This is a genomic window from Nonomuraea sp. NPDC052129 (assembly GCF_040680095.1).
In the GTDB taxonomy this organism is placed as follows: Bacteria; Actinomycetota; Actinomycetes; order Streptosporangiales; family Streptosporangiaceae; genus Nonomuraea.
In genome coordinates, this window is sequence record NZ_JBFAVX010000008.1 from 254,635 (window position 1) to 267,672 (window position 13,038).

A 13,038-nucleotide genomic window follows, 5' to 3' on the forward strand; every position below is an offset into this window, starting at 1 on the left:
CCTATATCTGCGACCCGGGGAAGATACTCCGCCGGTCATATGACTCTGGATATTCGACATTAGCGGGCATCGATGCCGTTCCAGAGAAATGACATGCGACGCGGCCCGTGTCGTATTCGCGCCAGAGACATGGCGCGGCCCGGCCGTGCGGAAGCGCACGGCCGGGCCGGTGGAGAAGCACCCGGACCTCACGGGCCCGCTAGGAGTCGAATACCGGATCGACCCAGTAGTTGGACGACTGGAAGGCGATCGTCGGGAAGGCGCTGGTCCCCCCGTAGGTGTACACCCCGTTCGGGTCCGTACCGTTCGCCAGTGCGGTGAGCGGGCCGTTCGTGTATGACGAGGTGAAGTAAGGTCGGTTTAGCGAATAATATCCCGACGTAGTGTGATATGCGGCCACATAGGTGGTATTTGCGGTAATCGCGACAGGCTGCGGGAAATTCACCTGCTGCCAGCCGGAGGCCGTCTCGTTGGTGAAGACCGCGCTCGCGAGCAGCTGACCACTGCTGCTCCACAGGCTCCCGGTATGCGTCCCCGTATTCGAAGCGCCCTTGAAGAACCGAATGGCGACGATGTTCCCGCTCGTCGAGGCCCGGAACTTCACGCCGACCGTAATCGCCTGCGTATCAGGTTGGGACTGGACGGCCGGAGTGGGCACTTTGTCCCACAGACTGTCCGATGGCTCGAACACAACATCGACCCAGTAGTTGGTGGACTGGTAGGTGTTTACCGGGAAGGTGTTGGTCGCTCCGTAGGAGTACACCCCGTTCGGGTCCGTACCGTTCGCCAGCGCGGTGAGCGGGCCGTTCGTGAATGAGGAGGTGAAGTAGGGTCGGGTAACCGAATAGAATCCCGACGTAGTGTGATAAGACGCCACATAGGTGGTATTGGCGGTGATCGCGACAGGCGTCGAGAAGTTCACCTGCTGCCAGCCAGATGCCGTCTCACTGCTGAAGACCGCGCTCGCGAGCAGCTGACCACTGCTGCTCCACAAGCTCCCGGTATGCGTCCCTGTATTCGAAGCGCCCTTGAAGAACCGGATGCCGAGGATGGTCCCGCTCGTCGAGGCCCGGAACTTCACGCCGACCGTAACCGCCTGCGAATCAGGGTGGGACTGGACGGCCGGCGTGGCCGATCTGTCCCACAGGCTGTCCGACACATGCTGAACCACTTCCGGCGAGAAGCTCGGCGCGAAGTGGATCAGTGCCTCGTGGTCGAAGACGTCCCCGCCCAGGTAGACGGCGGTGAGGTGGTGATCCCCCGCGCTAAGGCTCGGGGTCGTGAGCGTGGCCGGATCGTCGGCGTCCTGGTAGCCCGAGCCGAGTACGGTCGAGCCGTCCTTGAAGACCACTTCGCCGACAGGGGTCAGAGTGCCGCTGACCGGCTGCACGACCGCGGTGAGGAGAACCGGCTGCCCCCTCCAGGAGGGGTTGGGCGACGTGGTCAGGGTCGTCGTGGTCGGCGGGTCGTTGGGGAGGGTGATCTGAGTGGCCGGGGTGCTGTCGGTGCCGGTGATGTTGATGGAGCTGTTCAGGGAGAAGATGCGGCCGTTGGTGTAGGCACCGACATTCACCGTGACGGCGTTCTGGGCCAGCACGTTGCCGCGGAAGGTGCAGTAGTTGCCCAGCGACACGGTGTCGCTGAACTGCCAGAAGACGTTGTCGGCCTGCGCGCCGCGCAGCAGGGCGATGTTGGAGACGTTGGCGGCGGTCAGGCTGGTCGCCCGGAAGATGAAGACGGCGTTCGGATCCCCCTGCGCGTCGAGGCTGAGTGTGCCGCTGATCGCGAAGACGCCGGTATTGGAGGCGTACAGGCCGGGTCCCTTGGTCGTGCCGCCCAGCTGCTGCGCCACCGTGGCATCCGGGGTCCGCCCGGCGATGTCGTTGTAGGCGGCGACCACGTCGGCCTTGGCCGCCGCCGCGGCCGCGTTGCCGAGGTCCCGGTCACCGTTCACGGTGCCGGGCGGGAAGCCGGTCAGCGTACTGCCGGGACTGATCGCGAGGTCTCCGGTGACCGTGGTCAGATTCGTGTTGGTGACCGACACCCCGGCCACGACCGCGTAGGGCTCCGCGACACCGATGTCCACCGGCGGCGTCGCGCTCGCGGCCTGCGGCAGCCCCACCACCGCACCTGCCCCCAGCACGACCGCCGCACTCACCCCCATCCACAACCGACCGACATTCCCCAAAGAGCGGGAATATCTGACTTTGCTGGTCGCTTCGCGCTTGAGAGCTTCGGGGAGGGCCTTGCAGGCTGCTCGATCGGGCGCATCGCTATGTGATTTTGACATGCGCCACAACTCCTCACTGTATCTTGTGCTACTCAGGCAATCGGCTGGCTCGCCGCAGCCTGCGGCTCGTCAAGAATCCATAGGCGATCGCCACCGCTCGCCCGGTTTGTCGCGTTTACCATAAATGCGGCTAAAGTCCAGCCATGAGAGATGGGACCCGAATGTCGTCGATCCCTTTGAAGACGCTACGACATTCGGGAGGGCCATGCCTTGAACGGCATGACGCGAAAAACCTATATGTGATCAAGAAAAGCCTAGGATAACGTCCTATTGGGTTGCTCTTTACCCTTCAATGCCCGCTTCCAACACTTACCGGGAAGCTTGAACAAGGTATCTCCGTACAAGCGGCCTTTTCTTGGGCGCGCGGAAATATCACGTTTAATGCCATTATGCACCCCTAATCGCTGGCCTTGCCGCGGAAACGCCATCAGACGACACGCCGGGCATCGCCATCAAATCGGCGATATGAGAACTCCGGCCTCCTACAGTCGGATCGTGTCTCATCTCGATGTAACGGGGGCTCCTGATATGGGAGAGAAACTGGTGGTCGTCGGCCAAGGCTATGTCGGCCTGCCTCTGGCGATGCGGGCGGTCAGCGCGGGATTCGACGTCGTGGGCATTGACGTGGACCAGTGGCGGATCAAGCGGTTGACCGCCGGCGAATCTTATGTCGAGGACATCGGGGACGACGAGTTGATCGCCGCGCACCGGTGCGGCCGCTATCTGGCGAGCACCGATTACGCCGACGCCGAGATGTTCGACATCTGTGTGATCACGGTGCCGACGCCGCTTCGCGAGGGCGTGCCCGATCTCCGGCACATCGCCTCGGCGGCGCAATCCATCGCGCCGCTCCTTCGGCCGGGCGCCACAGTGGTGCTGGAGTCCACGACTTACCCCGGAACCACCGAGGAATATCTCCTGCCCCTGCTTCAGGAAGGCTCCGGACTGCAGGCGCCCGAGGATTTCTACCTTGGCTACAGCCCCGAACGGATCGACCCGGGAAACACCCGCTGGCGGCTGGAGAACACCCCGAAGATCGTGTCCGGCATCGACGAGTCCTCGCTGAAGAGAGTCCAGACTTTCTACGAGCGAATCGTGCGCGATGCCGTTCCCGTCTCCTCGGTCCAGGTGGCCGAGCTGAGCAAGCTCCTGGAGAACACCTTCCGGCACATCAACATCGCCCTGGTGAACGAGCTGGCCATCTTCGCGCGGCAGCTGGGGATCGACGTCTGGGAGGCCATCGACGCCGCCTCCACCAAACCGTTCGGCTACATGCGCTTCACCCCAGGCCCGGGCGTCGGCGGGCACTGCCTGCCGATCGACCCGTCCTACCTGTCGTGGAAGGTCAAGCGCAGCCTGGGGCACAACTTCCGGTTCGTGGAGCTGGCGAACGACATCAACGACCACATGCCGGATCATGTCGTCCACCGGCTGACGCTCGCGCTGAACCAGCGCTCCATGCCGATCAAGGGCAGCCGGGTGATCGTGCTCGGCCTCGCCTACAAGAAGAACGCGGGCGACTGCCGCGAGTCCCCGGCGATCGAGGTTGCCAGGGCCCTGCGCAAGCTGGGCGCGGATGTACGGGCCGCCGACCCGCACGTGGACCACTTCCTGCTGCCACAGGGGATCGCGATCATCGACGCCACGCGCCAGGAGCTCGCTCAGGCGGACGCGGTGCTGATCCTCACCGACCACGACTGCTTCGACTACGAGATGGTCGAGCAGGTGAGCGCCTTCGTCTTCGACACGCGCAACCGCTGCCGGGGGCCCAACGTCGAGCGGCTGTGACGAAACTGGAGCGGGGCTACCTGCCCGACGACAGGTAGCCTCCGGCGTCCCTAGAGCATGGCCTTCATCGAGTCCGCGGCCGACAGCACGTACGGCTGCTCGGCCATGACCGCCGCCCAGTTGTCCGCGAGCGACTCCGGCGTGAGCTCGTCCGACTTCCAGCCGGGCCCTTCGGCCACGAACACCCGCGCCACCCGGCCGCCGCCGACGCTGAACACCTCACCGCTCGGCTCGCACGACTCGTGTACGAGGTAGGCCACCAGCGCGCTGACCCGCTCGGGCGTGAACTTGGCCTCGAACTCGGCCGGCAGCAGCGACTCGGTCATCCGCGTCCAGGCGATCGGCGCGATGGCGTTGGCCTTGATCCCGTTGCGAGCCCCCTCGATGCCGAGCGTCTTGGTCAGGCCGACCAGGCCCATCTTGGCGGTGGAGTAGTTGGCCTGGCCGAAGTTGCCGAACAGGCCCGCCGGGCTGGAGGTGTTGACGATCCGGCCGTAGCCGGCCTCCTTCATGTAGGGGTAGGCGGCCTGGCTGACCAGGTAGGAACCGCGCACGTGTACGGCCAGCACATTGTCGAAGTCCTCGACCGCCATCTTCCCGAACGACCTGTCACGCAGGATACCCGCGTTGTTGACGACGATGTCGATCTTGCCGAACGCGTCGACCGCGGCCTGCACGATCGCCCTGGCCCCTTCCGGCGTGGCCACGTTGTCGGCATTGGCGATGGCCTGACCGCCGTTCTTGGTGATGAGCTCGACCACGTCGGCGGCGGGACCCGCGGAGGCGCCGGTGCCGTCGAGCGCGCCGCCCAGGTCGTTCACGACGACCTTGGCACCCCGCTCGGCCAGCAGGAGCGCGTGCGACCTGCCGAGGCCGTGCCCGGCTCCCGTAATGATCGCGACCCTGTCATCGAACCGAAGCATCGAACCTCCAGCGCAGGAGAACAACGTTCTAGTAATGGCACAATAACCCGAGTCCGCCGCACTACGACTGATCGTCGCGGATGGTGATCGGAAGGTTCATCTGAATAGTGGGGCGGAGATCCGGCCTTCAGGGCCGGGAGGAAGCACCACCCCTCCCTTCGAAAACAGTGTGGAAAACCTTGGTTACGTTCGGCAATATGTGTTCCGCGGGCGGGTAAGGGCTCATCGGTTCCAGCGGCGCACCCTGCGCAGCTGGGCCTTCGCCCAGCAGATCACCTTCACCCGCTACAAGGCCGCCCGCGCCGGGATCGCCTTCCTGCTGGTCGATCCCGCCTACACCTCGCAGGCGTGTCCGGAGTGCGGGTGGGTGTCCAGGGCGAACCGGCCGGCGCGGAGCCGGTTCGTCTGCACCAGGTGTGGCCTCGCTGGGCACGCCGACCACATCGCGGCCCGCAACATCGCCACACGCGGCGCCGCGGGCTGGGCTGCCATCAACCAGCCACACGCTACCGGCCTCCCTTCACCCAGACGGGACCGCGAGAGCAAACCACCAGCGTCAGCCAGTGGTAGTTGATTCTCTGCTAGAGTTCCGGGCTTCCCATGGGCGGCGACCCCCAGCGCCTGTCCGCCCTCCACCGGGCCTTCGGAGGCCGGACATGCCGGTAAACGCGCCCTTTCGCGTGGTTCAGTGGGCCACGGGAGCCATCGGCCGCTATGCGCTGCGCAGCGTGCTCAGCAGGCCGGGACTGGAGCTCGCGGGAGTCCTCGTCTATGACCACGACAAGATCGGCAAAGACGCCGGCGAGCTGGTCGGCCTGCCGTACACCGGCGTGAGCTGCACGGACGACCCGGAGCGCGTCATGGCCATCGAGGCCGACTGCGTGCTGCACATGCCGCTGCCGTCCTTCTACTTCGGCCCGGACCGGAGTCTGGACCTGGAGACCATCTGCGCGCTGCTCGCCTCGGGCAAGAACGTCATCACGACCACCGGCTTCGTCTACCCCAAGTCGTACGGCCCCCGGGTGGTGGAGCGCCTCGAGGCCGCCTGTGACAAGGGCGGCACCACGCTCCACGGCACCGGCATCAACCCGGGCTTCATGAGCGACTTCCTGCCGCTGGCGCTGACCGGGCTGTCGGACCGGGTCGACCACATCTACGTACGCGAGTCGTCGGACTTCCGCGGCCACCCGTCGCGCCAGGTCGTCGTGGACCTGGTCGGGTTCACCCGCACGGCCAAGGACTACGCCGAGGCGGTCCGGCCGTTCCGTACCTTCCAGCGCTCGCTCTTCGCCGAGAGCGTGCAACTCGTGGCCGACGCGCTCGACGTGCGACTGGACGAGGTGGAGGAGCGGGACGAGTTCGAGGTGGCCGGGCGGGAGTTCGAGATCGCGGCCGGCCGGGTCGAGGAGGGCGCGGTGTGCGCGTCACGCTGGGTGTTCTCGGGCCTGGTGCGGGGGCGGCCGTTCATGACGGTCGAGGTGATCTACAAGGCCGACGCCGGCAAGGTGGCACGCTGGCCGGAGCCGGGCTTCGCGATCCACATCGAGGGGGTGCCGCAGATGACGATGTCGATCGACGAGGTCTCCCACGGCCTGGCCGCCGCGGCCGCCCACGCCATCAACGCCATCCCCGCCGTCTGCGCCGCCCCGCCCGGCATCCGCACCCTGCTTGATCTTCCCCTCCCCACCGCACGCGCCCGGGTCCGCATCCGTTAGGCGGGTCACGTACGGCGGGGGAACAGCACGCGCGCCCTTGTTCGCATCCGTCAAGCGGGCCACGTGCGGCGGGGAAAGAGTCAGTTGTGCGGGAGAAAGCGCCCGTACTGCCCGCGGTGGTAGAGGAGCGGCCGGGCTGGGGTGGTTTGGGCGGCGGTGACCAGGCCGACCACCAGGGTGTGGTCGCCTATCTCCACGGTCGTGTGCGGAATGCAGATGAGATGTGCGGAGACGTCCTCCAACAACGGTGTTTCGTGCGGGCCGGGCTGCCAGCGGGTGGGTTCGGCGAAGCGGTCGATGCCGCGCCGGGCGAAGCGGGTGGCCAGGTCGTGCTGGTGGCCGGCCAGGACGTTCACCGCGAAATGGTCGGCCAGCCGGAGCCAGGGCCAGGTGGTGGATGACTGGTCGACGTAAAAGGACACCAGCGGCGGATCAAGGCTCACCGAGGAGAACGAGGTCGCCGTGAGGCCCACCGGGACACCCTCCGGTCTGGCCGTCACGATGACCACTCCGGCGGCGTGCTGGGCCAGGGCCGTACGGAACTCGTCGCGGTCCAGGGAGATGGTCATCTCAACGCTCCTTCCCTAAACGCTCCTTGCCTGACCGTTATCTGTGGCACGACCTGATCCGCCCAGCGGGCCAAGGGCCCGTCGTCTCCTGGCAGCTCCGACTCCAGGAGGGTCAGGCCGGGGGTGGGGACGAAGGCGCCCAGCTCCACCAGGAGCGGGCGGAAGTGGACCTCCACCGCCAGCGCGTGCTTAGGGTCGCCCATGACGAGGATCGGCAGGGCGGCAGTGCCGGCCAGGGCGTTCGGGGGCAGCCGGTCGAGGAACGCCTTGAGCAGGCCGGTGTAGGTCGCCTTGTAGGTGGGGCTGGCCACGACGGCCACCGAGGCGCTGGTGAGGAGTTCGAGGGCGATCTCCACATTCGCGGTGCTCTGCGGGAGGAGCAGTTCCGGAGCGAGGGCCGACAGGTCGATGACGTCCCTCGAACCCGTGTGGCCGAGCCGGGCGGCGACGGCGTCGGTGGCCGCGACCGCCGCCCCCAGCGTGCGCGATCCGGAGCGCGGGTTGCCGACGACGGTGACGATGCTCATGAGGCGGTGGCCAATCCGTAGTGGTCGCGAAGGGTTCGGGCCTCGTACTCCTTGCGGAACAGGCCGCGGATCTGCAGCTCGGGGACGACCTGCTCGACGAAGTCCGCGAGGCCGCCCGGCAGGTGCGGAGGCATGATGTTGAAGCCGTCGGCCGCGCCGTTCTCGTACCACTCCTGGAGCTGGTCGGCGATCTGCTCGGGCGTGCCCGCGACCACCCGGTGGCCGCGGCCGCCGGCGAGCTTGCCGATGATCTCGCGGATCGACAGGTCGCCGCGGGCCGCCAGGTCCTTGATCAGCTTGATGCGGCTCTGCTGGCCGTCCGGGTTGGCCGGGATGTCCGGTAGTGGGCCGTCCAAGGGATAGGCGGTGAGGTCGACGCCGAGGATGTTCGAGAGCTGCTGCACGCCGTACGCCGGGACGATGAGGTCCTCCAGCTCCTTCTCCAGCCGCAGCGCCTCACGCTCGGTCGAGCCGATGATGGGCGAGACGCCGGGCAGGATCTTGAGGTCCTGGGGCCGGCGTCCATACGCGGGGAGCCTGCCCTTGAGGTCGGCGTAGAACTCCTGGGCATCCTCCAGGGTCTGCTGCGCGGTGAACACCGCCTCCGCGAACCGCGCCGCGAACTCCTTGCCGTCCTCCGACGACCCGGCCTGGACCAGGAGGGGGCGGCCCTGGGGCGAGCGCTGGACGTTCAGCGGGCCCTGCACCTTGAAGTGCGTGCCCACGTGGTCGATCGGCTGGACGCGGGAGAGGTCGGCGTAGACCCCGGTGCGCCGGTCGCCGACGACCGCTCCGTCCGCCCAGCTCTCCCAGAGCGCGTTCGTCACCTGGAGGAACTCCTCCGCCCGGTGATAGCGCTCGCTGTGCGGCGGGCGTTCGATGCCGAAGTTGCGGGCCTCGGCCTCGCCGGCGGAGGTGACGATGTTCCAGCCCGCCCGGCCGCCGCTGATGTGGTCCAGCGAGGCGAACTTGCGCGCCACGTGGAACGGCTCGTTGTACGTCGTGGACACCGTGGCGATCAGGCCGATGTGGTCCGTGACGGCGGCCAGGGCGGCGAGCAGGGTGAGGGGCTCCAGCCCACCGAGCGCGTTGTGCCGGACATTTCCCCACAGGGCGAGGCCGTCGGCCAGGAACACCGAGTCCAGCTTGCCGCGTTCGGCGATCCGGGCCAGCTCCTGGAAGTGCCGGATGTCGGTGATGCGGCTCGGCTCGGTCAGCGGGTGCCGCCACGCGGCCTCGTGGTGGCCGACGCCCATCAGGAAGGCGTTCAGGTGCATGGTCACGTGGTCCTCCAGGTGGAGAAGCGTCGCTCCAGGCGTACGAGGAGCAGGTTGAACAGCAGGCCGAGCACCGAGATCGTGATGATCCCCGCGTACATGTCGGGCACCCGGAAGTTGTACTGCGCGTAGTTGATGAGGTAGCCGAGCCCCGCCTTGGCGCCGACCATCTCGGCGGCGATCAGCACGAGGATCGAGTACGCCCCGGCCAGGCGGATGCCGGTGAAGATGGTGGGCACCGCGGCGGGCAGGATGACCTTCTGGAACAGCCGGTACGGCCCGAGCCCCATGGACCTCGCCGACTTGATCAGGAGCGGGTCGACGCTTTTGACACCCGCGATGGTGTTGAGCAGGATCGGCCAGGCGCAGGCGTACAGGATGATCGACACCTTGGACGTCTCCCCCAGCCCCAGGACCAGCACGAACAGGGGCAGCAGGGCCAGGGCGGCGGTGTTGCGGAACAGCTCCAGGACCGGGTTCAGCAGCTCGGCCACCGGGCGGTACCAGCCGATCAGCAGGCCCAGCGGGATGGCGACCACGATGGCCGCCCCGAACCCGGCCAGCGACCTGGCCAGGGAGGCTTGGGCATGGTCGGCCAGCTCGCCGCTGCGGAGCAGGTCGTACCAGGCGGTCAGGACGTCACTTAACGGCGGGAGGAAGGTGGGGTCCACCACCTGGGCCCTGGGCAGGATCTCCCAGACGGCGGCCAGCACGACGATCGCGGCGGACGCGTTGACCACCCGGCGGGCGACGCCCCAGAGGCTACGGCGCCGAACGGCGGCGGGACGCACCGGCGCAAGGGTCGTGACGGCGGGCGGGTGGAGGTGGTCGTCGTCAAGCGGGGAGGCCGAGAGGCTGAGTGAGGGTCTGGCCAACGGGGGTCACCTCCTCGCGCAGCAGCGTCCAGATGGCGTGGCGGTACTCACCGAACACCGGATCGGCGCGCAGGTCCCCCTCGCGGGAGGCGAACGAGACCGGTACGACGGCCCGGATACGACCGGGGCCGGGCGTCATGACGGCCACCCGCTGCCCCAGGTAGACCGCCTCGTCGATGCCGTGGGTGATGAACACGATGGTCTTGCCGGTCTTGTTCCAGATGCGCAGCAGCTCCTCCTGGAGGGACTCGCGGGTCTGGGCGTCGAGGGCGGCGAAGGGCTCGTCCATGAGCAGGACGTCGGGGTCGTAGGCGAGGCTGCGGGCGATGGCGACCCGCTGCCGCATGCCGCCCGAGAGCTCGTGCGGGTAGCGTTCGTCGAAGCCGCGCAGCCCGACCAGGTCGAGGTAGCCGCGGGCGCGCTCACGGCGTTCGCGCCGCGGCACCCCCTTGGCCTCCAGCCCGAACTCCACGTTCGCCACCGCGGTCCGCCAGGGGAACAGCGCGTACTGCTGGAAGACGATGCCCCGATCGAGCCCCGGACCCGTGACGGGGACGCCGTCGATGCGGATCTCGCCACGCGTGGGCAGGGTCAGGCCGCTGAGCAGGTCGAGGAGGGTGGACTTGCCGCATCCACTGGGGCCGACGAGCGTGAGGAACTCGCCTTCGGCCACGTCGAGCGAGATGTCGGACAGGGCGGTGAAAGAGCTGCCACGGACGGCGAACTCCTTGGTCACGGACACGAACTCGATCTTCATCAGGAGCCTCCCGAGACGAACGGGTTGTAGGCGTTGGTGTAGACGTCCTGGGGTTTGATCTGGCCGGGCTTGATCTCGCCGGCGCCCTCCAGCCAGGAGATCCACCGCTGGAACTCCTGCGGCTCGATCACCCCGCCCTTGGTCGCGACACCGCTGCTCTTCCAGAAGCCGACGGTGGTGGCGTCCTCGTTCCTGGCCCGCTTGGCGATGATCTTCTTGAACTCGGCCACGACCTCTTCACGGGTGTGCGTCTGGGTCCACTGGATGGCCTTGGCAGTGGCCTCGACGAACTTCCTGGTCGTGTTCGGGTTCTGCTTGATGAAGCGGTCGGTGAGTACGTACGTCCCGGCTGAGAAGTCGCCGAACAGGTCGACGTCCTTGAACAGGGTCTTGAGACCGCCGCGTTCCAGCGCCTTGTCGCGCAGGATGCCGCCGAGCGCGGCCACGTCGATCTGCTTCTGACGCAACGACTGCTCGGCGCTGACGGGTGGGACGGCGACCAGTTCGACCTGCTTGATCTCGGCCGGGGTCAGGCCGCCGCGCTTGAGGTATTCCTTCAGCACGGCTTCGGCGTGGGCGCCCAGGGTGTTCATGCCGACCTTCTTGCCGATCAGGTCGCGGGCGCTGTGGATCGGGCTGTCCTGGAGGGTGAAGTAGCCCTGGTAGGAGTTCTGGTCACTGCCGTAGTAGCTGATCACGGCCTTGATCGGGGCCTTGGCGGCGACGAGCTTGACCACGGCGCCGTTGAACGCGCCGCCGAAGTCGCTCTGTCCCGTGGCGGCCGTCTGGATGTCCTGCGGTCCGCTGGTCGTGTTGCCGATCCACTTGAGCTTGACGGGTTTGAGATAGCCGAGCTCCTCGGCCAGCTCGGGGAAGGTGACGGTGCCGACACTGCCCTGGTAGCGCAGTTCCTGGGTTTCGGCGGCGCCCTGGGCGGTGCCGCACGCCGTGACGGCGAGGAGGAGAGGGACAAGGGAAGCGAGACGCTTGATCACGAGATGTCCTCAAATAAAGGGGGGACGGGGACTGTGTCGTGATCAGTGACACTGTGCGCTGACGACGCGGCAGAAGTCGACATGCGCGCGCCGGGTGAGGTCCGGGCTCATGCATGCGACGCTACGCAGCCGCGGTCAAGAAGTCAACATTTCCTACTTGATTTACATGGAATAAATGTCACCTGGTCAGGCGCCCGCGAACCACAGCTCCGGCTCGCCGAGCACGCGCCGTGCCCGTCCCCGCGACTCCAGCCACACCAGGTGCGCCAGCGTCTCGTTGGTGGCCGCGCGCCGCATGAACGGCGGGATCGTCTCCCAGGGCCGCGACCAGGTCAGGCCGGTCGCGATGTCCCAGCAGCAGACCCCGTCGGAGGCGCCCCCGAGCATCCGCTCGATCTCGGCCAGCCGCTCCTCGTGATGCGCCATCACGTAGTCGACCCGTTCGGCCAGCTCCAGGAACCGGTACTCGTGCGCGGGGAGCACCTCCTCCACGTCCAGCTTCCGTACGGCGGCCAGCGCGTCGAGGTAGTCGGCCAGCGGGTTGGGCGCGGACTGCGGATGTACGGCCACCATCGGCGTGATCTTGGCCAGCACGTGATCGCCGGAGAACAGCAGCTTCCTGGACGGCGACACGAAGCAGAGGTGGCCGGGCGAGTGCCCAGGGGTCCAGACGGCCCGCAGGTCCCAGCCGGGCAGGTCCAGCCGGTCGCCGTCCTCGACCAGCCGGTCGGGCTTGGCCATCGACACCATGTGCCTGATCATCATCGAGGCGCCGGCCAGCTCGTCCAGGGTCAACTCGGGCACCCCGGACCGGACCAGCTGCGCCCGTTCGCGCTCGACCAGCGAGTCGATGGCGCTGTCGTCGTACCGATCGTGGACGAGGCGCGCGTCGGCGGGGTGCAGGGCGATCCACGCGCCCGACATCTCCCGGACCCGCCCGGCCAGGCCGTAGTGATCGGGATGGATGTGGGTCACCAGTACGCCCTTGACGTCGGTGATCGCGTACCCGGCGACCCGCAGCCCCGCGACGAGCGCCTCGTAGGCTTCGTCGGTGTTCCATCCGGCGTCGACGATGGCGACCCCGTCGGGCAGTTCCAGGACGTAGACCAGCACGTAACGCAGGGGATTGACCGGGATCGGCACCGGAACCGACCACAGTCCCGGCCGCACCCGCTCGACCTCGGGAATCGTGCCGCCGAGCCACGCCGCGCGCTGGGTCTCGCTGGATGGAGTCACCACAAACTTCGCCATGCTCAGCATTGTGCCCGAACCATGTTCTACTACCGATCGGCGGGCTGGCCCGGGAAACGGCCGGTGACGGC

The 13,038-nt window shown here is 67.4% G+C and carries 12 protein-coding genes; 3 read left to right on the plus strand and 9 right to left on the minus strand.

The annotated features are described in order from the left end of the window. Positions 1-199: 199 nt before the first annotated feature. The gene (locus tag AB0L53_RS20895; protein ID WP_363996070.1) at positions 200-2,290 is read right to left on the minus strand and encodes a DUF4082 domain-containing protein; all 2,091 of its coding nucleotides are present in this window, start codon (positions 2,288-2,290) and stop codon (positions 200-202) included. A 528-nt stretch (positions 2,291-2,818) separates the two neighbouring features. Between AB0L53_RS20895 and AB0L53_RS20900 the strand changes: the two genes are divergently transcribed. Next, positions 2,819-4,078, plus strand: coding sequence for a nucleotide sugar dehydrogenase (locus tag AB0L53_RS20900; protein WP_363996073.1), 1,260 nt, complete (start codon positions 2,819-2,821; stop codon positions 4,076-4,078). Between the two features lie 50 nt (positions 4,079-4,128). Here the strand turns inward: AB0L53_RS20900 and AB0L53_RS20905 are convergent, their stop codons facing one another. Then, positions 4,129-5,001 (minus strand): SDR family oxidoreductase, encoded by an 873-nt coding sequence (locus tag AB0L53_RS20905; RefSeq protein ID WP_358538913.1) that lies wholly within the window; start codon positions 4,999-5,001, stop codon positions 4,129-4,131. A gap of 199 nt (positions 5,002-5,200) precedes the next feature. Here AB0L53_RS20905 and AB0L53_RS20910 point away from each other — a divergent pair, with 199 nt between their 5' ends. Next, positions 5,201-5,575 (plus strand): transposase, encoded by a 375-nt coding sequence (locus tag AB0L53_RS20910; protein WP_363996077.1) that lies wholly within the window; start codon positions 5,201-5,203, stop codon positions 5,573-5,575. A gap of 82 nt (positions 5,576-5,657) precedes the next feature. Continuing rightward, positions 5,658-6,716: a dihydrodipicolinate reductase gene (locus tag AB0L53_RS20915; protein ID WP_363996080.1), complete on the plus strand. Its 1,059-nt coding sequence runs from the start codon at positions 5,658-5,660 to the stop codon at positions 6,714-6,716. Between the two features lie 80 nt (positions 6,717-6,796). Here the strand turns inward: AB0L53_RS20915 and AB0L53_RS20920 are convergent, their stop codons facing one another. From AB0L53_RS20920 to AB0L53_RS20950, 7 genes are all read right to left on the minus strand, one after another. Then, a complete protein-coding gene (locus tag AB0L53_RS20920; protein WP_363996083.1) occupies positions 6,797-7,285 on the minus strand; it encodes a flavin reductase family protein in 489 nt (162 codons plus the stop codon). Beyond that, the gene (locus AB0L53_RS20925) at positions 7,282-7,812 is read right to left on the minus strand and encodes an NAD(P)H-dependent oxidoreductase (RefSeq protein ID WP_363996086.1); all 531 of its coding nucleotides are present in this window, start codon (positions 7,810-7,812) and stop codon (positions 7,282-7,284) included. The genes AB0L53_RS20920 and AB0L53_RS20925 overlap by 4 nt, the downstream gene beginning before the upstream one ends. Then, a complete protein-coding gene (locus AB0L53_RS20930) occupies positions 7,809-9,089 on the minus strand; it encodes an LLM class flavin-dependent oxidoreductase (RefSeq protein ID WP_363996266.1) in 1,281 nt (426 codons plus the stop codon). The genes AB0L53_RS20925 and AB0L53_RS20930 overlap by 4 nt, the downstream gene beginning before the upstream one ends. A 2-nt stretch (positions 9,090-9,091) precedes the next feature. Beyond that, a complete protein-coding gene (locus AB0L53_RS20935) occupies positions 9,092-9,964 on the minus strand; it encodes an ABC transporter permease (RefSeq protein WP_363996089.1) in 873 nt (290 codons plus the stop codon). Beyond that, positions 9,924-10,721, minus strand: coding sequence for an ABC transporter ATP-binding protein (locus AB0L53_RS20940; protein WP_225301880.1), 798 nt, complete (start codon positions 10,719-10,721; stop codon positions 9,924-9,926). The genes AB0L53_RS20935 and AB0L53_RS20940 overlap by 41 nt, the downstream gene beginning before the upstream one ends. Next, on the minus strand, positions 10,721-11,716 hold the full coding sequence (locus AB0L53_RS20945) for an ABC transporter substrate-binding protein (protein WP_363996092.1): 996 nt from the start codon (positions 11,714-11,716) through the stop codon (positions 10,721-10,723). The genes AB0L53_RS20940 and AB0L53_RS20945 overlap by 1 nt, the downstream gene beginning before the upstream one ends. 186 nt (positions 11,717-11,902) lie before the next feature. After that, complete coding sequence (locus AB0L53_RS20950; protein ID WP_363996095.1) at positions 11,903-12,967, minus strand: MBL fold metallo-hydrolase; 1,065 nt, start codon at positions 12,965-12,967, stop codon at positions 11,903-11,905. Between the last annotated feature and the right edge of the window lie 71 nt (positions 12,968-13,038).

Coding starts and splice junctions, on each gene's coding strand:
- AB0L53_RS20925 (WP_363996086.1), bottom strand. CDS start 7,812: ATGAGCATCGTCACCGTCGTCGGCAACCCGCGCTCCGGATCGCGCACG.
- AB0L53_RS20905 (WP_358538913.1), bottom strand. CDS start 5,001: ATGCTTCGGTTCGATGACAGGGTCGCGATCATTACGGGAGCCGGGCAC.
- AB0L53_RS20895 (WP_363996070.1), bottom strand. CDS start 2,290: ATGTCAAAATCACATAGCGATGCGCCCGATCGAGCAGCCTGCAAGGCC.
- AB0L53_RS20915 (WP_363996080.1), top strand. CDS start 5,658: ATGCCGGTAAACGCGCCCTTTCGCGTGGTTCAGTGGGCCACGGGAGCC.
- AB0L53_RS20940 (WP_225301880.1), bottom strand. CDS start 10,721: ATGAAGATCGAGTTCGTGTCCGTGACCAAGGAGTTCGCCGTCCGTGGC.
- AB0L53_RS20920 (WP_363996083.1), bottom strand. CDS start 7,285: ATGACCATCTCCCTGGACCGCGACGAGTTCCGTACGGCCCTGGCCCAG.
- AB0L53_RS20950 (WP_363996095.1), bottom strand. CDS start 12,967: ATGGCGAAGTTTGTGGTGACTCCATCCAGCGAGACCCAGCGCGCGGCG.
- AB0L53_RS20900 (WP_363996073.1), top strand. CDS start 2,819: ATGGGAGAGAAACTGGTGGTCGTCGGCCAAGGCTATGTCGGCCTGCCT.
- AB0L53_RS20930 (WP_363996266.1), bottom strand. CDS start 9,089: ATGCACCTGAACGCCTTCCTGATGGGCGTCGGCCACCACGAGGCCGCG.